Source organism: Cyanobium sp. WKJ7-Wakatipu (assembly GCF_024345355.1).
Classification (GTDB): Bacteria; Cyanobacteriota; Cyanobacteriia; order PCC-6307; family Cyanobiaceae; genus Cyanobium_A; species Cyanobium_A usitatum.
The window spans coordinates 19717-43995 of sequence record NZ_JAGQAY010000018.1; the positions used below are offsets into that span (position 1 = coordinate 19717).

The 24279-nt window shown below is 62.5% G+C and carries 24 protein-coding genes; 15 read left to right on the forward strand and 9 right to left on the reverse strand.

Annotation, left to right across the window (positions count from 1 at the left end; all coding sequences use genetic code 11):
• Positions 1 to 16 precede the first annotated feature (16 nt).
• The 7 genes from KBY83_RS10590 (at position 17) to KBY83_RS10620 (ending at position 7179) form a co-directional block, all read left to right on the forward strand.
• A complete protein-coding gene (locus KBY83_RS10590; RefSeq protein WP_254941699.1) occupies positions 17 to 667 on the forward strand; it encodes an HpsJ family protein in 651 nt (216 codons plus the stop codon).
• A 56-nt stretch (positions 668 to 723) separates the two neighbouring features.
• On the forward strand, positions 724 to 1449 hold the full coding sequence (locus KBY83_RS10595) for a DUF502 domain-containing protein (protein WP_106632521.1): 726 nt from the start codon (positions 724 to 726) through the stop codon (positions 1447 to 1449).
• 15 nt (positions 1450 to 1464) lie between these two features.
• Positions 1465 to 2103, forward strand: coding sequence for a transcription antitermination factor NusB (gene nusB, locus KBY83_RS10600; RefSeq protein WP_106632520.1), 639 nt, complete (start codon positions 1465 to 1467; stop codon positions 2101 to 2103).
• A 7-nt stretch (positions 2104 to 2110) separates the two neighbouring features.
• Positions 2111 to 3592, forward strand: coding sequence for a signal recognition particle-docking protein FtsY (gene ftsY / locus KBY83_RS10605; RefSeq protein WP_255019513.1), 1482 nt, complete (start codon positions 2111 to 2113; stop codon positions 3590 to 3592).
• Positions 3593 to 3676: 84 nt separating this feature from the next.
• Positions 3677 to 5068 carry a SpoIIE family protein phosphatase gene (locus tag KBY83_RS10610; protein WP_255019514.1) on the forward strand — a complete coding sequence of 464 codons (1392 nt, stop codon included), beginning with the start codon at positions 3677 to 3679 and terminating at the stop codon, positions 5066 to 5068.
• 32 nt (positions 5069 to 5100) lie between these two features.
• Entirely contained in the window at positions 5101 to 6495 is a 1395-nt protein-coding gene (argH, locus tag KBY83_RS10615; protein WP_106632517.1) for an argininosuccinate lyase, read from the forward strand.
• A 90-nt stretch (positions 6496 to 6585) separates the two neighbouring features.
• Complete coding sequence (locus KBY83_RS10620) at positions 6586 to 7179, forward strand: RNA-binding protein (protein WP_255019515.1); 594 nt, start codon at positions 6586 to 6588, stop codon at positions 7177 to 7179.
• On the opposite strand, the gene dusA is transcribed toward KBY83_RS10620, so the two are convergent.
• Positions 7176 to 8222 (reverse strand): tRNA dihydrouridine(20/20a) synthase DusA, encoded by a 1047-nt coding sequence (gene dusA / locus KBY83_RS10625; protein ID WP_241518291.1) that lies wholly within the window; start codon positions 8220 to 8222, stop codon positions 7176 to 7178. The genes KBY83_RS10620 and dusA overlap by 4 nt on opposite strands.
• Between dusA and KBY83_RS10630 the strand changes: the two genes are divergently transcribed.
• Positions 8208 to 9476, forward strand: coding sequence for an NAD(P)/FAD-dependent oxidoreductase (locus KBY83_RS10630; RefSeq protein ID WP_255019516.1), 1269 nt, complete (start codon positions 8208 to 8210; stop codon positions 9474 to 9476). The genes dusA and KBY83_RS10630 overlap by 15 nt on opposite strands.
• Here the strand turns inward: KBY83_RS10630 and KBY83_RS10635 are convergent.
• Genes KBY83_RS10635 through KBY83_RS10645 form a run of 3 tightly spaced genes read right to left on the reverse strand, consistent with a single transcriptional unit; the run spans position 9464 to position 13664 of the window.
• Entirely contained in the window at positions 9464 to 10723 is a 1260-nt protein-coding gene (locus KBY83_RS10635) for a type II secretion system F family protein (protein ID WP_106632514.1), read from the reverse strand. The two genes, KBY83_RS10630 and KBY83_RS10635, sit on opposite strands and share 13 nt — an antisense overlap.
• Positions 10724 to 10747: 24 nt before the next feature.
• Positions 10748 to 11827 (reverse strand): type IV pilus twitching motility protein PilT, encoded by a 1080-nt coding sequence (locus KBY83_RS10640; RefSeq protein WP_255019517.1) that lies wholly within the window; start codon positions 11825 to 11827, stop codon positions 10748 to 10750.
• A gap of 7 nt (positions 11828 to 11834) precedes the next feature.
• Positions 11835 to 13664 (reverse strand): GspE/PulE family protein, encoded by a 1830-nt coding sequence (locus tag KBY83_RS10645; protein WP_255019518.1) that lies wholly within the window; start codon positions 13662 to 13664, stop codon positions 11835 to 11837.
• An 88-nt stretch (positions 13665 to 13752) separates the two neighbouring features.
• On the opposite strand from KBY83_RS10645, the gene grpE reads away from it, so the two are divergent.
• The 4 genes from grpE to rsgA are packed head-to-tail and all read left to right on the forward strand — an operon-like array spanning position 13753 to position 16886.
• Complete coding sequence (gene grpE / locus KBY83_RS10650) at positions 13753 to 14427, forward strand: nucleotide exchange factor GrpE (protein WP_254941689.1); 675 nt, start codon at positions 13753 to 13755, stop codon at positions 14425 to 14427.
• Positions 14427 to 15542 carry a molecular chaperone DnaJ gene (gene dnaJ, locus KBY83_RS10655; protein ID WP_255019519.1) on the forward strand — a complete coding sequence of 372 codons (1116 nt, stop codon included), beginning with the start codon at positions 14427 to 14429 and terminating at the stop codon, positions 15540 to 15542. The genes grpE and dnaJ overlap by 1 nt, the downstream gene beginning before the upstream one ends.
• Positions 15539 to 15799: a sulfurtransferase TusA family protein gene (locus KBY83_RS10660; RefSeq protein WP_254998673.1), complete on the forward strand. Its 261-nt coding sequence runs from the start codon at positions 15539 to 15541 to the stop codon at positions 15797 to 15799. The genes dnaJ and KBY83_RS10660 overlap by 4 nt, the downstream gene beginning before the upstream one ends.
• Positions 15789 to 16886 carry a ribosome small subunit-dependent GTPase A gene (rsgA, locus tag KBY83_RS10665; protein ID WP_255019520.1) on the forward strand — a complete coding sequence of 366 codons (1098 nt, stop codon included), beginning with the start codon at positions 15789 to 15791 and terminating at the stop codon, positions 16884 to 16886. The genes KBY83_RS10660 and rsgA overlap by 11 nt, the downstream gene beginning before the upstream one ends.
• On the opposite strand, the gene KBY83_RS10670 is transcribed toward rsgA, so the two are convergent.
• From KBY83_RS10670 to murC, 3 genes are read right to left on the reverse strand one after another with little or no spacing between them, the layout of a single operon-like run.
• Complete coding sequence (locus tag KBY83_RS10670; RefSeq protein ID WP_254960571.1) at positions 16861 to 17202, reverse strand: YbaB/EbfC family nucleoid-associated protein; 342 nt, start codon at positions 17200 to 17202, stop codon at positions 16861 to 16863. The genes rsgA and KBY83_RS10670 overlap by 26 nt on opposite strands.
• A gap of 35 nt (positions 17203 to 17237) precedes the next feature.
• Complete coding sequence (murB, locus tag KBY83_RS10675) at positions 17238 to 18149, reverse strand: UDP-N-acetylmuramate dehydrogenase (protein WP_255019521.1); 912 nt, start codon at positions 18147 to 18149, stop codon at positions 17238 to 17240.
• A gap of 5 nt (positions 18150 to 18154) precedes the next feature.
• Positions 18155 to 19615 (reverse strand): UDP-N-acetylmuramate--L-alanine ligase, encoded by a 1461-nt coding sequence (gene murC / locus KBY83_RS10680; protein WP_255019534.1) that lies wholly within the window; start codon positions 19613 to 19615, stop codon positions 18155 to 18157.
• A 191-nt stretch (positions 19616 to 19806) separates the two neighbouring features.
• Between murC and gap the strand changes: the two genes are divergently transcribed.
• On the forward strand, positions 19807 to 20829 hold the full coding sequence (gene gap, locus KBY83_RS10685) for a type I glyceraldehyde-3-phosphate dehydrogenase (RefSeq protein ID WP_254935297.1): 1023 nt from the start codon (positions 19807 to 19809) through the stop codon (positions 20827 to 20829).
• Between the two features lie 65 nt (positions 20830 to 20894).
• Here gap and KBY83_RS10690 read toward each other — a convergent pair whose 3' ends face one another.
• A complete protein-coding gene (locus tag KBY83_RS10690; RefSeq protein WP_255019522.1) occupies positions 20895 to 21998 on the reverse strand; it encodes a peptidylprolyl isomerase in 1104 nt (367 codons plus the stop codon).
• Between the two features lie 114 nt (positions 21999 to 22112).
• On the opposite strand from KBY83_RS10690, the gene efp reads away from it, so the two are divergent.
• Positions 22113 to 22673, forward strand: coding sequence for an elongation factor P (gene efp / locus KBY83_RS10695; RefSeq protein WP_254960568.1), 561 nt, complete (start codon positions 22113 to 22115; stop codon positions 22671 to 22673).
• 5 nt (positions 22674 to 22678) lie between these two features.
• Positions 22679 to 23158, forward strand: coding sequence for an acetyl-CoA carboxylase biotin carboxyl carrier protein (gene accB / locus KBY83_RS10700; RefSeq protein ID WP_255019523.1), 480 nt, complete (start codon positions 22679 to 22681; stop codon positions 23156 to 23158).
• 4 nt (positions 23159 to 23162) lie between these two features.
• On the opposite strand, the gene pdxA is transcribed toward accB, so the two are convergent.
• A complete protein-coding gene (gene pdxA / locus KBY83_RS10705) occupies positions 23163 to 24188 on the reverse strand; it encodes a 4-hydroxythreonine-4-phosphate dehydrogenase PdxA (protein ID WP_255019535.1) in 1026 nt (341 codons plus the stop codon).
• Between the last annotated feature and the right edge of the window lie 91 nt (positions 24189 to 24279).

Here is a 24279-nt window from a genome sequence, read left to right on the forward strand (position 1 = left end):
GCCGCGAGACCCTTCTGTGAGCACTGCTTCCTTCGGCCGCCTAGGCCACCTGTTGCGTTGGCTCGGCCTCACCTTGGTCGTGTTGCTTGCCCTGCAGTTGCTGGTGCTCCTGGGCTCTTGGAACTGGGCTGAAGAGGGATATCGCCAGCTGCTGATGGATCGACTGGTTAGCCAGTCGCCGATGGCTTTAGTTGGGTTGGTGTTGATGCTATTCGGCAGTCGCCTCGACCATCCCGCCGCTGGCCGCACCCCGCTGCGCTGGCTTGTGGCTGTAGTGAGCATCCTGCTGGCCCTTGCCTTGGTCGTGGCGGTGCCGGTTTCAATCAGCGGCGACCGCAGCCTCTCCGAACAGGCAGATCAGCAGCTGGCTGCGCGCAAGGGTCAACTGGCTATGGCCCGCGCCCAAATGGACAATCCTCAGGTCATCGACCAATTGATTGCCCAGGCGGCCCAGGCCGGTCAGATCCCCGCTGATGCCACTCCGGAGCAGCAGCAGGCGGCTGCTAAGAGTTTCATGCAGCGCCAGTTGCAGCAGGCTGAAGATCAGCTTCAGCAGCAACAGCGCGCTCGTGATCTCACGGTCAACCAGCGTCGCTACGGCGGCACCGGCACAGCAGTGGTACTGGCTATCGGCTTCGTGCTTTTGGCCTTAGTGGCCCTGCTGTGAGGCCGGCTGGCTAAGTTGAAAGCAGATTGCTGCAGGCCGGATCTCCGGATTGTCATTTGGTTCAATCCAGCCCCAGATCGGATCAGCCCCTAGGGGATCGGCTTCAATCCGATCTCAAGAACGATTTGATCGCTGGTTTGCTGGTGGTGATTCCACTGGCAACCACGATCTGGTTGGGCACCACGGTGAGCCGTTTCGTGCTGGCGTTTCTCACTTCTATCCCTAAGCAGTTCAATCCCTTCAATACCCTCAATCCGGTGTTGCAGGAGCTGATCAACCTGGGCGTTGGTCTACTGGTGCCCCTGCTCGGCATCCTGTTGATCGGCCTGATGGCCCGCAACATTGTTGGTCGCTGGCTGCTTGAGTTTGGCGAGGGGACTCTGCTGCGCATCCCCCTAGCTGGCTCGGTTTACAAAACCCTCAAGCAGCTGCTGGAAACTTTCCTCCAGGGCAACTCCAGCAAGTTTCGTCGGGTCGTGCTGGTGGAGTATCCCCGCGAGGGTCTCTACGCCCTGGGCTTTGTGACTGGCGCGATCGGCTCTGCCCTGCAGGCAGGCTTCACTGAGCCCATGCTGAGTGTGTTCATTCCCACTGCGCCGAATCCAACCACCGGCTGGTACACCGTTGTGCCAGAGGGTTCTGTTAAGGATCTCGAGATCTCGGTGGAGGATGCTTTCCGCACAATCATTTCCGCCGGCATCGTCAACCCCGACGAACGCTCCACCCCCAATCGCAGCTTCTCCAGCCTGCTGGCCCAGCTGCGCACCCCCCAACTTTCCTGAGGCAGAACCCACCTGATGCAGAGCCGCACCCTCTCCCGTGAACTGGCCCTGCTGATGCTTGGTCAGACCAGTGATCGCGGCTCGTCTGCCCCGGCCTTGCCAACTGGCATGGAGGGCCTGTTGCAGCAGGTGCTCGCCACCCTCAGCCAGGACGTGCGTGAGTCCCTGGATCGCTCCGCCGAAGACTTGCAGGCCGCCCAGCAGCAACTGCTTGATAGCGAGTTGCAGGAGCAGGGTGAGCAGCAGTTGCCCCGGGTGCGCCAGCACCTCAACGCCGGCCTGGTCGCGGCTGAACAGGCCCTTAACCGCCTTTCTGCAAGCCTGGAGTTGCCCCGGCTGCTGATGCTGGCCGACCAAGAAGAGGTGCGCCTAGGTGCCATCGCCCGGGTCGAGGCCGTGCTGCGCGACCGTCAGGCGATCGATGAGCGGCTGGATCGGGTGATGGAGGGATGGCGTCTTACTCGCCTGCCCCGCATCGATCGGGACATCCTGCGGCTGGCAGCCGTAGACCTCGAGAGCTTCCGCACCCCCCCTGCTGTGGCCTGTAACGAAGCTGTGGAGTTAGCCAATCGCTATAGCGATGAGCAGGGCCGCCGCATGATCAACGGGGTGCTGCGGCGCTTTACGGCAGCTCGTTCCGCGGCGGAGGCCTGAGCAAGCCATGGTTTACGACTGGTTTAATCGCACCGGCCCATCTCCAGCTGACCCATCAGCAACCCCGCCGCCAGCTTCTGAACAGGTTTCGGATCAGGGTCCAGAACAGGCTCAAGAACAGCCTGTTGAGGTTTCCTCCGATCCCAACGCTGAGGCGCTGGAATGGGCCCGCCAGGCCTACGCCCGCCTCAAGGCCCAGCAGGAGGAGCAAAAGCGGCGGCAGCTTGAGCCCGAATCTGCCCCTGAGCCCCCTCTTCCAGATTCTGTACAGCCTGTACTGATCAATACCCAGCAGAGCGAACAGGGTCTTGAGCAGGATCCTCAGCAGGTTGCCCAACCGGCTACTCCAGTGGCCGCGCCCCTTTCCATGCTGGAGCAGGCAGCGGCCCAGCGGGCCGAACGCCAACAGGCGATCACGGCGCCAGAGGCTCCCGCCCTTGAAGCCCCTGCAGCGCCCGAACTAGCTGAGCCCAGCTTGGGCGCTTTCGACGCCACCTTCACCTGGTCGGCTGAGGTACTCGCGGCCCAGGGCAAGCGGGTTGATCAGGTTTCGCTTGAGGAGATCGACTGGCTCACTCGTTTGCGCCAGGGCCTCGAGAAAACCCGCCAGGGCTTGGTCACCCAGCTGCTCGACAACCTGGGTGATGACCCGCTCACGCCAGAGGTGGTTGATGGTCTGGAAACCACCCTGCTGCGGGCAGACGTTGGGGTGGAGGCCACCGACCGGGCCCTTGGCGCCCTGCGCCAGCGGCTAAATCAGGAGGTGGTGGATCCCGCCGAGGGCCTGCGCTTCCTTAAGGAGCAGCTGCGCGCCATCCTCGACCAACCGATCGAGGCCAGTGGCCAGCCCCTGCTAGCCCCCCGCCGCGAGCAGCTCAACGTATGGCTGTTGGTGGGGGTAAACGGCGTGGGCAAGACGACCACGCTCGGCAAGCTGGCCAACTTGGCGGTGCGCAGTGGTTACAGCTGCTTGATTGCTGCTGCTGATACTTTCCGGGCCGCGGCGGTGCAGCAGGTGCAGGTGTGGGGTGAGCGCAGCAAGGTGCCGGTGATCTCCAATCCCAGCGCCAATGCCGATCCAGCGGCAGTCGTCTACGACGCCATCGGTGCTGCCCAGGCCAAGGGCACTGAGCTGGTGCTGGTGGATACGGCTGGCCGCCTGCAGACCAAGCACAACTTGATGGAGGAGCTCAGCAAGGTGCGCAGGATTGTCGACAAGCTGGCGCCGGAGGCGGTGGTGGAGTCGCTTTTGGTGCTGGACGCCAGCCAGGGTCAGAACGGTTTGCGTCAGGCCATGGCTTTTGCCAAGGCCGCCGGACTAACGGGCGTGGTGCTCACCAAGCTCGATGGCAGCGCCCGTGGTGGTGTGGCCCTGGCCGTCGCCTCTGAAGCCAGGCTGCCAATCCGTTTCATTGGCGCTGGTGAGGGTATTCGCGACCTGCGCCCCTTTAACAGCTTTGAGTTTGTTGAGGCCTTGCTGGCTCGCTGAGGTCCTGCTTGCCTTGGCCGGTAGGGCATTTGCCCGCTTCGCCGCTATCTTGCGAAACCGCTGCGGCCGCACCGTGCCCAATCGGTGAGCAACAAGCCGCCCCCCCATCCGGTTTCTCCCCAGGGTCCGGCCCTCTTGTCGGCTGCAGCCTCGCTGCGGCAACTGCTCGACAGCCTCAGCCGGGAGCAGCGGCGCAACCAGGAGCTGCTGGCTTCCTTGGCTTTTGCCCTGCGCAGTTTCACTAATCTGGGTCGCTTTCTGGAGCTGGTGCCGCTGGTGGCGGCCCGGCTGGTGGAAGCCGAGGGGGCAGTGCTGGTGGTATTTCACGAGGATGGCCGCCTCTGGCGCGAGTATCTGCAGGCCACGCCTGCCGAGCCCTGCGCCGAGCTGGTGCGCCAGCTGGCGGCGTTGGTGGATGGGGATTTGGCAGCTCTCAGCGGTGATGCGGCTGTGGCGGCCTTGCTTGATCAGCGGGTGGGCCGGTTGCTGGGCGAAGCCCAGGTGGTTGCTACATCGGTGGTTTCCCGCAGCCTCCAGCGAGGCCGCCTATACATCTTCAGCAATCGGCAGGGCTTTGCCTGGAGCGAGGTGCATCGCCGCCACCTGCAGCTGGTGGCCGACCTTGCCGCCGTGGCTCTGGAAAACGAGGCCCTGCTCCAGACCATGCGGCGCCACGAGCGGCTCGATCGCCAGCTCAGCATCGGTGCTGAAATCCAGGCCCAGCTGCTGCCGGACCGCTGTCCGGTGATCGATGGCGTTGAGCTGGCCGCCCGCTGCCGCCCCGCCTTCCAGGTGGGTGGTGACTATTACGACTTCATCCCCACCCGCCCCCAGCTGCTGGGCCGCCGCCGCGAACAGGCCCGCTGGGCGCTGGTGATGGGCGATGTGATGGGCAAGGGCGTGCCGGCAAGTCTGCTGATGACCATGCTGCGCGGCATGTTGCGGGCCGAGGTGCTGAGCGGCCACTCCCCCGAGCGCATCCTTCACGACCTCAACCAGCTGGCCCAGGAAGACCTGGCCCAGTCGCACCGGTTTGTGACCCTCTTTTATTCCGATTACGACCCCCGCACCCACCTGCTGCGCTACGCCAATGCGGCCCACAATCCGCCGTTGATCTGGCGGCGCCAGCGCAACCAGGTGGAGCGCCTTGATGCCCCAGGTCTGCTGATTGGTTTGCAGAGCGAAGCCGATTACGGCCTTGAGCAGATCGTGCTGGATCCAGGCGATGTGCTGCTCTATTACACAGATGGGGTGACTGAGGCCACCGGCTTCAGCGGCGAGCGCTTCGACGAGGAGCGGTTGGTGCTTCAGCTGCAGGCGGCCTGCCGCTCCGGCATCGGCGCTCAGGGGATTCTCGACCAGCTGTTTGCCCGGCTCGATCGCTTCGTGGGGGCAGACCGGCAGCTCGACGATGACGCTTCGATGGTGGTGCTCAAGGTGAAGGAGGAGCTGATGCTGCCCTCCCTGCCAAGCTGATTACCTGCCTAGCGCCGCCCGCCGAGCCCCGAATGGCTGTTGATTCCACCGCGTCTACCTGGAGCCAGCGTTTCGAGCAGGGCCTGCATCCGGCGATCGAGCGCTTCAACGCTTCGATCGGTTTTGACATCACCCTGCTGCAGCAAGACCTGGACGGCTCCATCGCCCATGCCCGCATGTTGGGTAGTTGCGCTGTGATCAGCGAGAGCGAGGCGGCCCAGTTGATCGAGGGCCTGGAGAATGTGAGAGCTGAGGCAGCCAGGGGCGAGTTCAACCCCGGCCTGGAGGCTGAAGATGTGCACTTCGCCGTTGAGCGGCGTCTGATTGAGTTACTCGGCCCCCTGGGCAAGAAACTGCACACCGGCCGCAGTCGCAACGACCAGGTGGGCACCGACCTGCGTCTGTGGCTACGCGGCCAAATTGATGCCATTGACGGTGGCTTGCTGCGCTTTGAGCGGGCCCTGCTGGCTCAGGCTGAGCTGCACAGCACGGTCTTAATCCCCGGCTACACCCACCTGCAGCGGGCTCAGCCGGTGTGTCTGGCCCACCACCTACTGGCTTACATCGAGATGGCTGAGCGGGACCGGGCCCGCTTGGCAGATGTGCGCGGCCGGGTGAATATCTGTCCCCTGGGGGCCGCGGCCCTGGCGGGCACGCCGGTGCCCATCGATCGGCGCCAGACCGCCGCCGAGTTGGGCTTTGACACCATCTACGCCAATAGTCTCGATGCGGTCAGTGATCGGGACTTTGCGGTTGAGTTCATGGCTGCCGCCAGCTTGGTGCTGGTGCACCTAAGCCGGCTCAGTGAGGAGGTGATTCTCTGGGCCAGCGAAGAGTTTGGCTTTATCGGCCTCACCGACCGCTGTGCGACTGGCAGCAGCTTGATGCCCCAGAAAAAGAACCCTGATGTGCCCGAGCTGGTGCGGGGTAAGAGCGGCCGGGTGTTTGGCCACCTGATGGGCTTGCTCACCATGATCAAGGGGCTGCCCCTTGCGTACAACAAGGACTTCCAGGAAGACAAGGAGGCCCTGTTTGACGGGGTGCGTACCTGCCTCGATTGCCTGGAGGCGATGGCGATTCTGTTTGAAGAGGGGCTCGAGTTTCGGCCCCAGCGCCTGGAGGCGGCAGTGGCGGCGGATTTCTCCAACGCTACCGATGTGGCCGACTACCTGGTGGCTAAGGGGGTGCCCTTCCGCGAGGCTTATCAGTTGGTGGGCGGCCTGGTGAAGGGCTGCCTGGCTGAGGGAATCCTGCTGCGCGACCTGCCCCTGGGGCGCTGGCAGCAGCTGCACCCTGCCTTTGAAGCCGACATTTATAAGGCCATTACTCCCCAGCAGGTGGTGGCGGCCCGGCGCAGCGAGGGGGGCACGGGCTTTGACCAGGTTGAGCAGCAGTTGCAGCAAATTCGGATGCGACTTGCCTCCTGAGAGCAGCCAGCTTTCGTTAGTCGTCTTAGGGTGGATCGGTTAGTGGCCCATTGGCCCACATGCATCGGTCCCGCGGCCGATCTTCAGTTCGTGAGTATTTTTGTCGGCAACCTTCCCTTCCGCGCTGAGCAGGAAGACGTGGCGGAATTGTTTGCACCCTTCGGTGAGGTGTCTAGCTGTTCCCTACCCCTTGAACGGGATACCGGGCGCAAGCGCGGTTTCGCCTTTGTTGAGATGGGCGATGAAGCAGCAGAGGCAAAGGCCGTTGAGGCATTGCAGGGTGCTGAGCTGATGGGTCGTCCCCTGCGCATCAACAAAGCCGAGCCCCGCACCGGCGGCGGCGGCGGCGGAGCTGGTGGTGGTGGCCCGCGCCGGGGTGGTTATGGCGGCGGTGGCGGCGGTTACGGAGGAGGCGGTGGTGGCGGCTACGCAGGTGGCGGTGGCGGTGGCTACAACCGCGGCAGTGGTGGTGGAGCAGGCGGTGGTGGTGGTTACGCAGGTGGCGGCGGCGGTTATGAGGGTGGCGGCGATCGGGGATCTGGTGCCCGCGGCTGGGAAGATCGGAGCTATGGCGCTGGCAATCCTGCTGGTGGCGACAGCTTCGACGCTGGGCGCACCCGCCGCCGCCGCAGTGGCGGTGGCGATAGCGGTGGTGGCGACTTCTACGGTGGTGCCGAGGGCTAGTAGCCCCGCTCTGCCAGGGATAGGGCCGCGGCTGCCAGAACGCCAGCATCTGCGTCCCTTGCCCCTGCTTTTTCGGTGAGTTGCTGGCGCCAGCGTTTGGCGCCGCCTACCCCCTCCACCACATGTACTAGGTGGCGGGCGATGGGCCACAGCCGCCCGCCCCGACTGCGCCATTGCTCGGCGTAGGCAACCAAACCCCCCACCACGCTGGAGGCTGTGGCCAGCGGCTGGCTGTCGTCGGCGTAGATCTGCTGGTCCACCTGCCTCCACTGGAGGGGATGGGCATAAGCAGCCCGACCCACCATGGCCCCGTCCACCAATTCGAGCTGCTGCACGCAGTCGTCCAGGCTTTCCAGACCGCCGTTTAATTCGATGCTCAGTTGCGGTCGATCGCGCTTGAGGGCGTGCACCACGTCGTAGCGCAAGGGCGGGATCGTGCGGTTCTGTTTGGGATCGAGCCCCTCCAGCCACGCTTTGCGCGCGTGTACTGCAAATCGCTGGGCCCCCGCTGCCGCCACCGCATCCACGAAGGCCAGCAACTCGGCGTATGAGTCGCGCTCATCAATGCCAATGCGGTGTTTCACCGTTACCGGCAAGGGGCAGGCGGCGGCCATGGCGGCAACGCAGCGGGCCACCTGGTCAGGATCGGCCATCAGACAGGCCCCAAAGCGGCCTTTTTGCACCTTCTCGCTGGGGCAGCCCACATTCAGGTTGATTTCGTCGTAGCCCCAATCAGCCGCCAGGGCAGCGGCCTCAGCTAGCAAGCCAGGATCGTCGCCGCCCACTTGCAGGGCTAGGGGTTTTTCGATCGGATCGAATCCCAGTAGGCGCTCCAGCCGCCCCCCCGGTGCGCTGGCATCAGGTGCTTGCCTGGCGTGGTGCAGGGCCTGGGCTACCACCATTTCGGTGTAAAGCAGGCTGCGCCTGCTGATCTGCCGCATCAGCACCCGGAAGTGCCGATCCGTGTAGTCCATCATCGGGGCCACACTGAAGCGATAACTGGCTGGATCGATCTGGCCCATCTCCCCATGCTGCCAATTCATGCTGCCGTTGTCGTGGCCGGTGGCGGTGCCGCCGGCTTCATGGCCGCCATCTGTGCTGCTGAGGCCGGCCTTGGCGATATCGCCCTGCTGGAAGCCACCAACGAGCCGTTAAACAAGGTGTTGATCAGTGGCGGTGGGCGCTGCAATGTCACCCATGCCTGCTGGGATCCTCGGGCGTTGGTGGGGCACTATCCCCGGGGCGGCCAGGCCCTGCGGGGTCCCTTTTCCCGCTTTGCTCCCGGCGATGCCGTCGCCTGGTTTGCTGACCATGGCCTCGAGCTGGTGGAGGAGCCGGACGGCCGCCTGTTTCCCCGCTCAAATCGTGCCGAATCGGTGGCAGCCACCTTGCGCCGAGCGGCCCTCCAGGCCGGGGTGCAGCTGCACACAGGGGTGAGCCTGCAGCGGGCCGCGGCGGCTGCTGCCGGTGGTTTTGACCTGCTGGTGCGGGGCGGCGGAGCGATCAGAGCCGATCGGTTGGTGCTTGCCACCGGCAGCCATCCAAGCGGCCGCCAGCTGGCGGCGGCCCTAGGCCATGGGCTGGTGGCGCCTGTGCCCTCCCTATTCACTTTGGCCCTGGCTGGCGATCCCCTGCTGGAGCTGGCCGGAGTGGTGATGGATCCGGTGGAGCTGGCTTTGCACCTGCCCCAGGAGCCCCAGGCCGCTCGGGCTGGCCAGCCTTTTCGCCAGCGGGGCCCGGTGCTGATTACCCATTGGGGTCTGTCCGGTCCAGCCACCCTGCGGCTCACCGCTTTTGCTGCCCGCGCCCTCAAGGCCAGTGGCTATCGGGGTGAGCTGCGCCTTGATTGGAGTGGCGGCCTTTCCCAGCAGGATCTTGAGGGCTTGTTTGTCGAGGCCAAGCGAGACCAGGCAAAGCGGCAACTAGCCAACTGGCGCCCCTGGCCCGCCCTCAGCCGGCGCCTATGGCTGGCCCTGTTGCAGCGCCATGGCCTAGACCCTCAGCAGCGCTGGGCTGACCTTGCTAAGCGGCACCAGCAGCTGTTGGTATCGGCCTTGCGTGATACCCGGCTGGCCATTACCGGGCGGGGCCCCTTCGGCGAAGAATTCGTGACGGCAGGTGGCGTTCCTCTAGGTGAGGTGAACCTGGCGACGATGGAGAGTCGCCAGCAGCCTGGTCTTTATTTGGTGGGTGAACTTTTGGATGTGGACGGGGTGACTGGGGGGTTCAACTTCCAGCACTGCTGGAGCAGCGGCTGGCTGGCCGGCCAGGCTTTGGCTGAGAGTTATTTGATCTGATCAAACACCGAGAACATCGGTAGATACATAGCCAGCAGGATTGACGCCACAATGCCGCCGACAAGCACGATCATGGCGGGCTCCAGCATGGAGGTGAGTGCCTTGACGGTGGCTTCCACTTCGTCTTCATAAAAGTCAGCCACCTTGGAGAGCATGGCGTCCATTTCGCCTGTTTCCTCGCCGATGGAGAGCATGCTTATAGACATATCAGGAAATACGTTCATGCGTCCAAGCGCCACACTTAACGGAATTCCCTGCAACACGTCTTGGCGGCTATTGCTAATTGCATCTGAGATAATGGAATTATTTGTGATTTCCCTGACTATGTCAAGTGACATCAAAATGGGCACCCCCGCTCGCGTTAGGGAGCTAAAGGTCCGGCAGAACTGGGCCGTTGCTGTTTTTTGAATCAATTCGCCAAACAGGGGGAGCTTGAGCACAAGGGCATCTACTCGCCGCCGGCCTATCGGTGTGGCATAAAACTTACCAAATAGAAATATCCCGGCAATAAGTCCTAATACCAGATACAGAGAAAAGGTTGAGCGCAGTAGGCTACTTAGGTCCACCATCATCTGGGTGAACCAGGGGAGTTCGGCGCCTAGGCCATCAAAAATACCCGCAAAAGTGGGAATGATGAAGATTGTCATTCCTAGAAAGACTGAGATGGCGATGAACAACACAGCCACCGGATAGCCCATGGCCCCTTTGATCTGGTTTTGCAACTTGGCGTTGTCCTCAAGCAGTTTGGCCAGTCTCTTTAGGGATTCATCCAGCACACCGCCGGCTTCCCCCGCCTCCACCATGGCGATGCTGAGCTTGTCAAATACTTTGGGCCAGCGCCGCAGGGCTTCGCCTAGGGAGATCCCCTGGTTTACCTCCAGGCTGATCGATTGTAGGGCCCGTTTAAACAGGGGCATCTTTTGTTGAGATGCCATTAGGTCGATGCTGCGCACAATTGGTACGCCAGCATTGACAAGGGCCGACATCTTGCTGGCAAATACAGCTTTATCTTTGATGCCAGGTTTCGCCTCTAGCAGTTCATTGAGTTTTGAGAATTTGAGTTTTTCACTTAGTTGGGCTGCGGCACTAGATCCCGTCGCCGTGGTTTTCGGCTTGGCCTTGATTTCGGTGGCTCGGATGCCTCGCAGCCTCAGGCTGCGCTTGGCCTGGGCCGGATCGGTCGCCTCGATATCCACAAGCACTGACTTGCCTTGAGGATTGACGTAGGTGGCAACGAAGGCAGGCATGGCTTAGGAGTTCCTAGTGGTGAATCAGCCCAGTTGGTTGACTAAACGTTTGAGCTCTTCAGGTCTTGAGGTTTTCAAAAGGGCTTCATCCATCGTGACCTGGTTGCTGAGTACCAGATCCCCAAGGGCTTTTTCCAGCGTTTGCATGGATAGTTGACCGCCTGTCTGAATCGCAGAGTAAAGCTGTGCGGTTTTACCTTCCCGGATCAGGTTTGCGGTGGCTGGTGTATTGATCATGATCTCCTGGGCCATGACACGACCAGATTGGCCGGGGCTTGGATTGTGCCGCTTGCAAAGGGTCTGGGCAAAAACGGCCACAAGGCTGCTGCTTAGCTGCACCCGAATCTGGGTCTGCTGGGTGGGGGGAAAAACATCCACCATGCGGTCCACGGTCTGGGCGGCCGAACTGGTGTGCAGGGTGCCAAATACCAGGTGACCGGTCTCTGCTGCCGTAATTGCTAACTGGATGGTGTCTAGGTCTCGGAGCTCACCCACCAGGATTACGTCGGGATCTTCCCGAAGGGCGGCCTTTAGGGCATTGGCAAAACTGCGGGTGTCATCGTTTAGCTGGCGCTGATGGATGACACTTTTTACTGGTCTGTATGTGAATTCAATCGGGTCTTCAATGGTCAATATATGTTCTGCCCGGGTTTGGTTTATGTGCTCGAGCATCGCCGCCAAGGTTGTGGTTTTGCCGGAGCCGGTGGGGCCTGTTACGAGAATCAGCCCTTTGGGCATGTGGCTCATTTCCTCCACAATCGGTGGTAGCCCCAGGCTTTCCAGGGTGGGCACGCTGTTGCCAAGGGCTCTCAGGCAGGCGGCGTAGGTACCCCTTTGGCGGTAAACATTGACCCTGAAGCGGGCGATCCCTTTAAGGCCATAGGCGCAATCTAATTCCCAGGTTTGCTCTAGCTGCTTGCGCTGGGCATTGTTTAGCATGGAGAAGATTAGTTTATTGCAGCTTTCTTCGTTTAGGGAATCATCGTGTATGGGTCTCAGTTGACCGTTGAACCTTCCATAGGGAGGTATGCCTGCACTGATATGGAGATCACTGCCGCCATCCTTGACAAGCTGAGTCATCAAGTCTTCAATCATCACGGCCATAGGACGTTCAGCGGCTGGTTAAACAGTAGGGACATTCGAGCCAGTCGTCATGGAGCCCGGCGCCGCAGTTGCTGCAGGTGAGGGTGCTCAGTGATTTGGAGCGGCGTTCTGATTCGAGGCCTGAATCAGTGAGCAGCATCCGTTCGACCTCGGCCAGGGTTGTGTGACCTTCGCGCACTAGCTGCAGCCCGTAGCCCAAAAGGGTTTTCATGCCGTTTTCAAGCGCCATTCGCCGCAGCACATCTGTGGGTTGCCTCTTGGCGACAGCTGCTGCCAAGGTATCCGTCATCCGTAGGATTTCGTAGACACCGATTCTTCCTTTGTAGCCGGCACCGTTGCAAGCAGGGCAGCAGCCTTGCTGGTTGCGGTTCTGGGTGTTGGCCTTGAAGAAGGTCACCGTGGTTTCGTGGCTACTCAACAGACCAAAACGGGCCAGTTCTTCCGGATTGGGGGTGTAACTAATTCGGCAAGCCGAACACACCCGACGCAGCAGCCGCTGGGACACGATGCCCAGCAGTGATGCGCTCACCATGAAGGGCTCCACACCCATTTCATCGAGGCGAGCGATGGCGCTGGCTGCGTCGTTGCAGTGCAGGGTGGTCATCACTAGGTGGCCAGTAAGTGCGGCCTCGATCGCCGTTTTGGCCGTCTCCAAGTCGCGAGTTTCCCCCACCAGCAAAACGTCAGGGTCCTGTCGCATAAAGGCACGTAGAGCCATACTGAAATCGAGCCCCTTCTCTCGATTTACTTGGGTTTGGGTGATGCCATGCAGGGTGTATTCGATCGGGTCTTCAACCGTGGAAATGTTGATGCCTGGATCGTTGCGCTCAGCCAGTAGGGCGTAGAGGGTGGTTGACTTGCCCGAGCCGGTCGGGCCCGTGACCAGAATCATTCCGTAGGGTTTAGATCCCAGCTCTCGCAGGGTTCTTCTCGCATCCGCATCGGTGATTAGGGTCTCCAGGCCGAGCTGGGTGGCGCCGCTGTCAAGTAGGCGCAAACATATTTTTTCACCATTGCGGCTGGGTAAAGTGCTTACCCGAAAATCCATTTTGCGGCCGCGGAACATGCGCCTGATTCGGCCTTCTTGAGGCAATCGCCGCTCGGCGATGTCTAGCTCCGCCATGATTTTGATGCGTGATGTGACGGCTGGTGTCAGGCTCTTTGGCAGGTCCTCGAAGTGCTTCTGCAGCACACCGTCGAGGCGAAAGCGAATTTCCAGGGTGTTTTCCTGGGGTTCCACGTGAATATCACTGGCACCAGAGGTGAGGGCCTCGATCAGGATTCTGTCCACCAAGCTGATGATTGGTGACGCATTGGCACTGCTGCTGGCAGCAGCAGCAGTCCCCTCCAGATCTTCGACATCGGCAACCTCCTGCAGCTGCCCTTCGGAGGTGCCAGGGATTCCTAGGTCTTTGGTTAGGGAGCGGGGGGGGTTAAAGCTTGCAGGTGGTCGCGGTTGGGCTGGCTTGGAGGCTGCGGGAGCCGGAGTTGGTGCTTTTGCCGTGAGCGCAGCTGTGAGATTTGTCGCCAACGCCAACTTCAGCTCCGCGTTGAAGCCGGCACGTTGCAATTCCTCACTTAAATTCTGGCGCTGCTGGGCCCCCCAGTTGCTAGGTACGGCAACTACCAATCTTCCTTTGTCATCTTGAAGGGGCAAGGCGCCCAGTTCGCGCCAGCGGGCTTCTGGCAGCCCTTTGCCCCTAAAAAGTAAGTCTTGACCAAGGGTCTGCAACTCGGTTGCTTGCAGCACCGGTTCACCAACCAGTAGCTCCACCTCCAGACGCTGCTGCTCTTCGCTGCTGGCTTCAGGGACGGGGCGGGAAGGGGTGAGGGTCATGGAGCCAGAAGGTGCGGGCTTCCGCCGCTTGTGGGAGGTAGGCCCGGCGCTTCAACATGTCTAGAACCAAAGTCCGACCTTGTCAGCCATGAGCGGTGACACCTCGATGAGCGGTGACAGCAACCTGGGAGCTGGGGCCCCCCAGGCCGCTGATCCCAGCGAGATTCCGGCTACTCCGGAGATGGAGGCTGGACAGGAGGCCGGCTCTCACCAGATTTCTGATCAGGGTTCCGATCTGGCTGGCCAGCTGGCGGCACTCAAGGCAGAGCATGAGGCCCTCAACGGCCAATACATGCGTCTGGCTGCCGACTTCGACAACTTCCGCAAGCGCCAGAGCCGCGACAGCGAAGACCTGCGCCTCCAGATCACCTGCTCCACCTTGGGTGAGATTTTGCCGGTGGTCGATAACTTCGACCGGGCAAGGCAGCAGCTGAATCCCCAGCATGAGGAAGCCCAGGCGCTGCATCGCAGCTATCAGGGCCTGTACAAGCAGCTAGTGGATGTGTTCAAGCAGCTGGGGGTTTCACCGATGCGGGTAGAGGGTGAACCCTTCGATCCCAGCTTGCATGAGGCGGTCCTGCGTGAACCCAGCGAGGCCCACGCCGAAGATGTGGTGATCGAGGAGTTGCAGCGCGGCTACCACTTAAACGGTCGGGTGCTGCGCCACGCCCTGGTCAAGGTGTCGATGGGGCCTGGTTCCGGCGCCGTCCCCGCTGGCCCCCAAGCAGCTGAGAATGGCCAGGCTGAGGAGCAGGACGGCTGATGGCCGACTACTACGACCTGCTCGGCACTGCCCGCGACGCCGATCCAGACACCTTGAAGCGGGCCTACCGGCGGATGGCCCGTCAGTACCACCCGGATGTCAACAAAGATCCTGGGGCTGAAGACAAATTCAAGGAGATCGGCCGGGCCTATGAGGTGCTCAGCGACCCCCAGACCCGCGCCCGTTACGACCAGTTTGGTGAGGCGGGCCTAGGCGGCGGCGGCGCCCCTGATATGGGCGACATGGGCGGCTTTGCCGACCTGTTTGAGACCTTCTTCAGTGGCTTTGGGGGGGCGGGTGCTGGAGCAGGTCCGCGGCGACGTGGTCCCCGTCAAGGCGATGACCTGCGCCTCGACCTCACCATCAACTTCCAAGAGGCGGTGTTTGGTATCGAGAAGGAGGTGCAGATTCGCCATCTCGAGACCTGCAGCACCTGCCAGGGATCCGGTGCCAAGGCGGGCAGTGGACCCACAAGCTGCGGCACCTGTGGCGGCGCCGGCCAGGTGCGTCGGGCCACCCGCACCCCATTCGGCAGTTTTACCCAGGTGGCGGCTTGTCCTACCTGTGAGGGCAGCGGCCAGGTGATTGCCGACCCTTGCGGCGCCTGCGGTGGCCAAGGTCTGCAGCAGGTGCGTAAAAAGCTGCGGATCAACATCCCAGCTGGGGTTGATTCCGGCACACGGCTGCGGGTGGCAAATGAGGGCAATGCCGGCCAGCGGGGTGGTCCCGCCGGCGATCTCTATGTGTTCCTGAGCGTTCAATCGGCTGCTGGCTTGCGCCGCGATGGCATCAACATCCATTCGGAGGTGACGCTCAATTACCTCCAGGCCATTTTGGGCGACACCATCGAGGTAGTCACGGTGGACGGCCAGGAGTCGTTGGAGATTCCAGCCGGTACCCAGCCCGGAGCGATGCTCACCCTGCAGAGCAAGGGGGTGCCCAAGCTGGGCAATCCGGTGGCCCGAGGCAACCACCTGGTCAGCATCAAGGTGCAGCTGCCCACCAAGCTCAATGCTGAGGAGCGGGAGTTGCTGGAGCAGCTGGCCGGCCACCACACCAACAAGGGCCACAAGCATCCCCATAAAAGCGGCTTGTTTGGGGGCCTCTTCGGTTGAGCGCCAGTTGGGCAGACGGCAAACCAGATGCCCAGCTCGATCTGCGTGGCATCGCTTGTCCGCTCAACTTCATTCGCACCAAGCTGGCCCTGGAGCGTTTGGTTCCTGGCCAGATCCTGCAGGTGGACCTAGATAGGGGAGAGCCCCAGCAGCAGGTGACCCAGGGGCTGGAGAGCGCAGGTCATGGGGTTACCTGCTGCGATCACCCGGAGCAACAAGGGGCCGTGCGGCTGCAGGTTCGCTGTCATGGGGGTTGAGTCTGGGCCATTGCGCCTAATTGGGCAGGTGGTGGCCCTGCTGGCCAATTACTGCTGGGTGGAACTGGATCAGCTAGGGCCCACTGGCCTGAGTCGACTTTTGTGCACCCGGCGCACCCGCCTTGGCAAAAGCGGCCAAACCATCGCCGTGGGGGATCGCGTCTGGGTGGATGGCATCGACTGGCCCGCTGGCCGGGCGGCTGTGGCGGCCCTGGAGCCGCGTCAGAGCCTGCTTGAGCGGCCCGCCGTGGCCAATGTGGCCCTCGTGGTGGTGGTGGTGTCGCTGGCGGAGCCAGAGCTGGATCTGCTCCAGCTCACACGCTTTTTGTTGACGGCTGAGGCGACGGGGCGGCCGGTGCAGTTGGTTTTCTCCAAGGCGGATCTGGTTTCGCTTGGCGAGGTGGCTAGTTGGTGCCAGCGAGCTGCTGCCTGGGGTTACGACGCCCTGGCGGTATCTACCAGTAGTGGCGAGGGCATGGAGCCTTTGCTGCAGCGGCTGGCCCAGCCAGGTATCGCCGTGCTTTGTGGACCTTCTGGGGTGGGGAAGAGCAGCGTGCTCAACCGTCTTTGCCCCGAGCTCGGCCTGCGGGTGGCGGCGGTGTCAGGGCGGCTGCAGCGGGGCCGCCACACCACCCGCCATGTGGAGCTTTTCCCCTTGGCGCCCGGAGCCCTGCTGGCCGACACTCCTGGATTCAACAGGCCGCGGCTGCCCGCCGATCCCGTTGCCCTAGGCCCCCTGTTTCCGGAGATTCGGCAACGACTGGGCTTGGGCTGCTGCCGCTTCAGCAATTGCCTGCACCAGGGCGATCCCGGCTGTGCCGTTGGCTCCGACTGGGAGCGTTACCCCCTTTATGCCCAGTGCCTGAGCGATCTGCTGCTGGATGGCGAGCGAACGGGCCGGCTTGCGTACTCCCCTGACGGGTCGGGTCTGCGGCGCCGCGGTCAGGGTCTTGAGCCCCGCCTGGCGCCCGGATTGCGGCAGCTCTCCCGGCGTCGCCAGCGTCAGCAGCTGCTGGATGGGGAAGAGGATGGCCAGGCTGGCACTGGAAAAGTGACGGATTTCAGCCGCCCAGACCTGGCAGATTGAGATTTAGGCCACCGGTGAGTTCTTCCATGCGGCCTTTCATCGTGCCGGTGGACAGCTCGTAGGCGGCTTGCAACGCTTCCAGCACGGCGGCCTCGCTGGCGGCAGCCCCTTCGGCGATCAGTTCTGGGGCCAGTTGCACTCGCAGCGGTTGCTGGTTGCCCGTGAGCCAGATGCTGGCCCGGCCGTCGGCGCTGCGGCCCTCCAGTTCCATTGCATCAAGTTCTTCCTGGAGCTTTTGGGCGTTTTGCTGCAGCTCCTGGGCCTTCTTGAAGGCCTCGGTGAGCTGACCGAAGTTGGGGAGTCCGAAGCCAGCCATGCCCTAGAAGTTGCTCGGCTCAGGCTAAGGGGCAGCTAGTGCACCGGGCCGAAGCCCAGCCGCTTTACCTCAGGGTGGAGGGTCAGGCCGTGGCTGGCCAGCACCCGGCGTTGCACTTCTGCGATTAGGGCATCGATGTCGCTGGCGCTGGCCTGGCCAATATTGACTATGAAATTGGCGTGGATTGGCGAGACTTGGGCATCACCGATCTGCAATCCCTTCAGGCCTAGCGCTTCGATCAGCTGCCCTGCTTTTTGTGGTTCTGGGTTGCGAAAAACACTGCCGCAGCTGGGTTGTTGGTAGGGCTGGGTGCTGGTGCGGCTGTGCAGATTTGCGCTGGTGCGCGAGGTGATGGCTGCGGGGTCGTGGCCGGCCTCCAGCTGGAAGGTGGCTGTCAGCACGATCCAGCTCTCCGCCTGGAGGCGGCTGTGGCGATAGGCGAAGTCCAGTTCCCGGGCTTCCAGCTCGAAGGGCGTTGCGGGATTGGCCGGGTCCAGCACCCGCACCGAGTGCAACCATTCGGCCGTGCAGCCGCCCTGAGCGCCCGCATTCATCACCACCGCGCCCCCTACGGTGCCTGGGATGCCCACGGCCCACTCCAGCCCGCTCAGGCCAAGCCGGGCTGCTTTGCGGGCCAGGGTGGGGATCGGTTCTCCGGCTTCCGCTTCCACCAGGCCGCTGGCGGCGTCGAGCCGGCTCCCCTGCAGCCGCCTGTTGCAGATGGTGAGGCCGGGCAGGCCGCTATCGGCGATCAGCAGGTTGGAGCCTGCGCCGATGCAGCGCAAGGACAGGCCCTGGGCCCGGGCCCAGGCCGCCAGAGAAATCAGCTCTTCGCGTTCTCCAGGCTCGGCAAACCACTCCGCTGGACCTCCCACCTTCCAGGTGGTGAAGGACTGAAGTCCTACCCCTTGGCGTAGGGCCGGGTGGCAGCTGGGGGCCGCAATCATCAGGCTCAGGCCGCCAGGGGGGTTGCAGAGGCAGCTATGGCGCTGTCAACTGCTTGCTGGCGCTGCTCGAGGCGTTCCCAGAGGCTGTTGACGTCTCCAGCACCCATGGCGATCACCAGATCACCCTCTTGACTCTTGGCGGCCACCTGGGCGGCGAGCTCGTCGAGAGTGTTGGCTACCGCCACCGGCAGGTTGGGTGCCAGCTGCCGCACCACCTCGGCCATGGCGGCGCTGGAGATGCCTGGAATCGGCGCTTCACCAGCGGCGTAGAGGGGCGCGATCAGCACGGAATCGGCTGCCGAGAGGGCCGCTGCAAAGCCCTCCAGAAACTGGGCTGTGCGGCTGTAGCGATGGGGCTGAAACACTGCCACTAAACGCCTTGGCGCCACGGGCAGGGTGCTGCGGCCGCTGTCCACCATCAGCCTGGCCATGGCCAGGGTTGCGGCCACCTCGCTGGGGTGGTGGGCGTAGTCGTCGACCACCAGTCGGCCCTGCCACAAACCGCGGAAATCAAAGCGCCGTCCTGGGGCCTGGAGGGCGGCTACCGCCTCGCCCAGCTCGGCAAATGAAACCCCCTCCAGCCGGCAGGCGGCCATGGCTGCAACCGCGTTGCTGAGGTTGTGACGACCGGGCAGGGGCAGTTCAAAGCGCCCCACCAGCTCACCGTCTTCAAAGAAGTCGGCAACGGTGCCGTCACCCCTTTGCTCTTGGGCAATCGCTGCAAAGGAGACGTCTGCGGCGCTTTCGATCGACCACCAATGACTGGCTTTGAACCGCTCGCGCAGCACCGGGTCGTCGTGGTTTGCCAGGAGCCTTGATGTGTTGCCGGCGAACCTTTGCAGGGTGGTGATCAGGGCTTCGAGGTCGGGGTAATGGTCCGTGTGGTCGAGTTCGACGTTGGTGAGCACGCCGAGGGATGAGCGGAACTTCACCAAGGAGCCGTCCGATTCATCCGCCTCCGCCACCAGCAGCCTGCCTTCGCCATGGCGACCGTTGCTGCCAAAGGCGGGCACGATGCCGCCAATCACTGCGGTGGGGTCGTTTTGGGTGGCAGCCAGCAGGGTGGCGATCAGGGTGCTGGTAGTGGTTTTGCCATGGCTCCCGGCTACGGCGATGGAGTCCTGGCTATTGATCAAGGCGGCCAGCACGTCGGAGCGGTGGCAGATCGCCAGACCCATGCGACGGGCTTCCACTAGCTCCGGGTTGGTCTCTGGCACCGCGGAGCTGATCACTATTTGAGGTGAGACCGAGGTGCCGCTGCGGATAGCAGCAACCGTGGCGGCGTTCTGCTCCAAAAACACCCGCACCCCCAGCCGCCGCAAGCGGTCGAGCACGGCGTTGTCCCGGGGGTCGGAGCCACTTACCGCGTAGCCCCGTTCCGCCAGGATCCCTGCCAGGGCAGACATGCCGATGCCGCCAACGCCAATGAAGTGGAGTGGCTGGTGACGATCGAGCAGGGGCGCCAAACGCAACTCCAAATCAGGGTTCAGGTGAGCACAAAATTAAGCTGACAACAGCCCGAAAACCTTTACGAGTTGCTGCGCGTTTGCGCATGTTCCTCGGCGTGCGCCCTTCCTGCAAGAGGGGAGAGCGGATCAATTTCTGTATGATCGGCAGCCAAAACCACCTTCGCTAGCGGCTTTTGCCGCAATCGGCCATGACTTTGCGCGTTGCGATCAATGGATTTGGCCGGATTGGTCGCAACTTCACCCGCTGCTGGCTGAGCCGTGGGGCCAACACTGGCATCGAACTAGTGGGCATCAATGGCTCTGGTGACACCAACACCATGGCCCACCTGCTCAAGTACGACTCCATGCTCGGCCCCCTGCGGGGCGTGGAAGTCACCACCACCGAGGACACGATCGTCCTCAACGGCAAGACGATCAAAACCTTCTACGACCGCAATCCCGCCAACCTTCCCTGGAAGGAATGGGGTGTCGATCTGGTGATCGAATCCACCGGAGTGTTCAACGATGATGTGGGTGCCAGCAAGCACTTTGAAGCTGGTGCCAAAAAGGTAATTCTCACGGCACCTGGCAAGGGCGCGAAGGTTGGCACTTTTGTGGTGGGAGTTAACGCCGATCAGTACCGCCACGAAGATTGGGACATTCTCAGCAACGCCAGCTGCACCACCAATTGCATGGCTCCTGTGGTGAAGGTGCTGGATCAAGCATTCGGCATCGTCAAGGGCACGATGACGACCACCCACAGCTACACCGGTGACCAGCGAATCTTGGATGCGGCCCACCGCGACCTGCGCCGTGCCAGAGCCGCTGCGGTAAACATTGTTCCCACTAGCACCGGCGCTGCCCAGGCTGTGGCGTTGGTCTATCCGCCGATGAAGGGCAAGCTCAGCGGCATCGCTATGCGAGTGCCCACACCGAATGTCTCGGTGGTTGACATGGTGCTTGATATCAGTCGCGACACCACCAAGGAAGAGGTGAATGCCTTGCTCAAGGCCTCATCTGAGAATGCCATGAAGGGCATCATCAAGTATTGCGATCTACCTTTGGTTTCCAGCGATCATGCCGGCACCGACGAATCGACGATCATTGATTCGGAGCTCACCCTGGTGATGGGTGGCAACATGCTGAAGGTTATCGCTTGGTATGACAACGAGTGGGGCTACAGCCAGCGCGTTGTTGATCTGGCTGAGATTGTTGCTAAGCAATGGAAGTGAGCTGAGTTAAGCATCAAAATATTAGCCGCCCTCAAGGGCGGCTTTTTAATGTTGGGATCAGAAACTCAGCTGTGAGGTTGGAGATTTTCGGATCCTGATAGCACTCGTGCTTTGACGATGCCGTCGTCAGCCGTGAGTTCTTCGAGAACATCAAAGCCATCCAGCACATAACCGAAAGCGGCATAGCGGCCGTCGATCAGGTTTAGGCCGGCAGGGGTCAGTTCAGGTTCGAACAGGAAGAGGAAGAACTGGGAGGAGCCGTCGTCTAGCACTTCATCGGAGTGGGCCCAGCCCAGGGTGCCCTTGGTGGAGAAGGGTAGTTCTGGTGCGGCCTTGAACATGCCGAGGTCTTCGAAGGTTTGGTTGTAGAAGGGCTCGCTCTGGCCTGGCACCTTGATCTCTAGCGGCACCTTGCGCTCCGTTTTGGTTTTCGGGTCGATGTATCCATCATTTGGGCCTTCCGGATCGCCGGTTTGCAGCACGTAAAAATCTTCGGCTCGAATGAAGGGCAGTCCGTCGTAGAAGCCGCGTTGCACCAGATCGACAAAGGCGCCGGCGGTGAGGGGCGCGTTGTAACCGTCTACAACCGCAGTTAGGTCGCCTTTAGTGGTGGTGAGCTGCACGGTTGCCCGGCCCAGCAGCCTGGGCAAATCGGCAAATTCAGCCGGAATTTGATATGGGAACGGCCCCACCAGCAGGTCTTCGGCTTTGCCGATGCTGTTGAGGGCCTCACGGCGGGCTGCCAGGAAGGGGTCGCGCTCCTGGCCTTCGGCGGCGGCGGCGAGCACTTGCAGTTGCTCTCCCACCTGGTCCAGCAGAGTTGCGGCCTCGGTTTTCGCTGGGGCAACGAAGCCTTCGAGCATGGCTGCCTTGCGGCTGCCCAGTAAGGAAATGCAACGCCGCACGGAGCTTGCTAGGGCTGGCCAGCGCTTAGCGCGCAGGTCGTCGCTGGTGGCCTCGAGGCGATGCTGAAGCTCCTGCAGGTCGGGGGCCTTGATTGGCAAGGCATTGCGCAGCAGCGCTGCAGGGTCGGTCACGGCGTTGCCCTGGGGCAGGGCAGCCCAGGCGGTGGGGGCAGCGAGCAGCACAACCAGCATCAAGCTGGCTACGCCAGCAAACCAGCGCGCCCACGTTGAGCGATTCGCCCAGCTGGATTGGCCCCGTGCCATGGCAACACCCTGTCGTTGAGCGGACTTTGGCACAACTTCAGGGCCTCCGGAATGGCCCCGCAGAGGCCCGTTCCGGTAGCCAGCCTTACAATCCCCCAGATCTGAACCGCCGGAATGATCTCCAGCAACGACTTTCGAACCGGTACCTCAATCGAGCTGGATGGCCAGGTCTGGAGGGTCGTTGAGTTTTTGCACGTCAAGCCCGGCAAGGGATCGGCGTTCGTGCGCACCAAGCTCAAGGCGGTGCAGAGCGGCAACGTCGTGGAGAAGACCTTTCGGGCAGGTGAGATGCTGCCCCAAGCCATTCTCGAAAAGAGCACCCTCCAGCACACCTACATGGAGGGTGACGACTTCGTGTTCATGGATATGGGCAGCTACGAGGAAACCCGGCTGACGGCCAAACAGATTGGTGACAGCCGCAAGTACCTCAAGGAGGGCATGGAGGTCAACGTGGTGGCCTGGAACGGCAAACCCTTGGAGGTGGAACTACCCAACTCGGTGGTGCTGGCTATCACCCAGACCGATCCGGGCGTCAAGGGCGATACGGCCACGGGCGGCACCAAGCCTGCGATCGTTGAAACGGGAGCCCAGGTGATGGTGCCCCTGTTCCTGTCGATCGGCGAGAAAATCAAGATAGATACTCGTACCGACAGCTATTTGGGCAGGGAGAACTGATCGCCATGCAGCTCAACCACGACCAGCTTCAGCATCTTCTCGCCCTGCTTGGCGAGAGCGACATCCAGGAGTTGAAGCTCGAAGGAGACGACTTCCGCTTGGAGGTGCGTCGCAACCTTCCCAGTGCAGCTCCTACAACTGTTTTCCAGGCCAGTGCCGCTCCGGCCCAGGTGCTGCAGGCAGCGGCCCCCCTGCCCGTTGCCCCCTCGGCTCCACCGCCACCGGCTGCTGCCAGCCGCAGCGACCTGCTTGAGGTCACAGCACCGATGGTCGCCACCTTCTATCGAGCTGCAGCTCCCGGCGAAGCCCCCTTTGTGGAAGTGGGTGCCCGCATCAAAGTCGGCCAGACCGTCTGCATTCTTGAGGCGATGAAGCTGATGAATGAGCTGGAGTCAGAGGTGGGCGGTGAGGTGGTTGAAATCCTGGTGGAAAACGGCACCCCCGTGGAATTCGGTCAGGTGTTGATGCGGGTGCGGCCGGCCTGAGCGGCTAGCCCAGATCCCTTGCCGTAATCAGGGCAGCCGCCATGCTGTCGGCCCTGGCTAGGCCTTGGCCAGCGATCGCGAAGCCTGTGCCGTGATCTGGTGAGGTGCGCATAAACGGCAACCCCAAGGTGGTGTTAACTGCGGCATCAAAGGCCAGCAATTTCACCGGGATTAGTCCCTGGTCGTGGTATAGCGCCAGGTAGCCATCGGGGCCTGGTCTGGGGCCCGGCCAGGCGGCGGCCGCGCTTAGCCAGCAGGTGTCCGGCGGCAATGGGCCTTCGAGCTGCACCTCTGGATGCTGCCGGCGCCAGGCCTCCAGGGCTGCTTCCAACCAGGTGCTCTCCTCCTGCCCCAGGCGCCCCGCCTCGCCGGCATGGGGATTGAGTCCTGCCACCACTAGGTGGGGGGCTGGGTTGAAGCGCTGGCAGAAGGCCAGGAGCTTATCCAGCTTGCGTTGCACCAAGGCTCCATTGAGATGTTGGGGTACGGCGGCCAGGGGAATGTGGGTGGTGGCCAGCAGGGTGTTGAGGCGCCAGTGGCCCGCGGGTGCTATCGCGGTAAACAGCATCGAGGCTTCGGGGCTGCCGCTGAGTTCCGCCAGCCGCTCGGTTTGGCCTGGGTAGGGGTGGCCGGCAGCGTGCCAGCTGGCCTTGGCGATTGGCGCTGTCACCAGGGCCCGGCAGCGGCCGCTTTGCACCAGCTCGACGGCGGCGGTGAGCCAGTTGAAGCTTGCTGCTCCGCAGGCCGGGGTGCTGCGTCCTGGCTGGCAGCTCTCCACTAAGGGCAGATCGAGAATCTCCAGTTCTGCCGGATCCCGCAGCGGTTCGCTGCTGCTGGGCTTGAGCAGTTGGTAGCTGGTTTCCAGCCAGCGGCGGCAACCCACCAGCAGGGGCTGCTGTGAGCGCCATTCCGCCCTGGCAAGGGCCTTGAGAGTTACCTCAGCGCCTATGCAGGCAGGATCCCCTAGGGCAATGGCAAGCCGGGCTGGGGTGGGGTTGGATGGGGCTTGGCCGCTTGTGGTGGAGCCCATGCTGCGCTGGTTGTTGCTGGGGGGTCTGTTGCTGGGTCTGGGCACGGGGCTCAGCAAGGGCTGGATCGAGTTGCGTTGGGGGCGCTTGATG

Coding starts and splice junctions, on each gene's coding strand:
- nusB (WP_106632520.1), top strand. CDS start 1,465: ATGCAGAGCCGCACCCTCTCCCGTGAACTGGCCCTGCTGATGCTTGGT.
- ftsY (WP_255019513.1), top strand. CDS start 2,111: ATGGTTTACGACTGGTTTAATCGCACCGGCCCATCTCCAGCTGACCCA.
- argH (WP_106632517.1), top strand. CDS start 5,101: ATGGCTGTTGATTCCACCGCGTCTACCTGGAGCCAGCGTTTCGAGCAG.
- KBY83_RS10630 (WP_255019516.1), top strand. CDS start 8,208: ATGCTGCCAATTCATGCTGCCGTTGTCGTGGCCGGTGGCGGTGCCGCC.
- dusA (WP_241518291.1), bottom strand. CDS start 8,222: ATGAATTGGCAGCATGGGGAGATGGGCCAGATCGATCCAGCCAGTTAT.
- KBY83_RS10635 (WP_106632514.1), bottom strand. CDS start 10,723: ATGCCTGCCTTCGTTGCCACCTACGTCAATCCTCAAGGCAAGTCAGTG.
- KBY83_RS10640 (WP_255019517.1), bottom strand. CDS start 11,827: ATGGCCGTGATGATTGAAGACTTGATGACTCAGCTTGTCAAGGATGGC.
- KBY83_RS10645 (WP_255019518.1), bottom strand. CDS start 13,664: ATGACCCTCACCCCTTCCCGCCCCGTCCCTGAAGCCAGCAGCGAAGAG.
- grpE (WP_254941689.1), top strand. CDS start 13,753: ATGAGCGGTGACACCTCGATGAGCGGTGACAGCAACCTGGGAGCTGGG.
- dnaJ (WP_255019519.1), top strand. CDS start 14,427: ATGGCCGACTACTACGACCTGCTCGGCACTGCCCGCGACGCCGATCCA.
- rsgA (WP_255019520.1), top strand. CDS start 15,789: ATGGGGGTTGAGTCTGGGCCATTGCGCCTAATTGGGCAGGTGGTGGCC.
- KBY83_RS10670 (WP_254960571.1), bottom strand. CDS start 17,202: ATGGCTGGCTTCGGACTCCCCAACTTCGGTCAGCTCACCGAGGCCTTC.
- murB (WP_255019521.1), bottom strand. CDS start 18,149: ATGATTGCGGCCCCCAGCTGCCACCCGGCCCTACGCCAAGGGGTAGGA.
- gap (WP_254935297.1), top strand. CDS start 19,807: ATGACTTTGCGCGTTGCGATCAATGGATTTGGCCGGATTGGTCGCAAC.
- KBY83_RS10690 (WP_255019522.1), bottom strand. CDS start 21,998: ATGGCACGGGGCCAATCCAGCTGGGCGAATCGCTCAACGTGGGCGCGC.
- efp (WP_254960568.1), top strand. CDS start 22,113: ATGATCTCCAGCAACGACTTTCGAACCGGTACCTCAATCGAGCTGGAT.
- accB (WP_255019523.1), top strand. CDS start 22,679: ATGCAGCTCAACCACGACCAGCTTCAGCATCTTCTCGCCCTGCTTGGC.
- pdxA (WP_255019535.1), bottom strand. CDS start 24,188: ATGGGCTCCACCACAAGCGGCCAAGCCCCATCCAACCCCACCCCAGCC.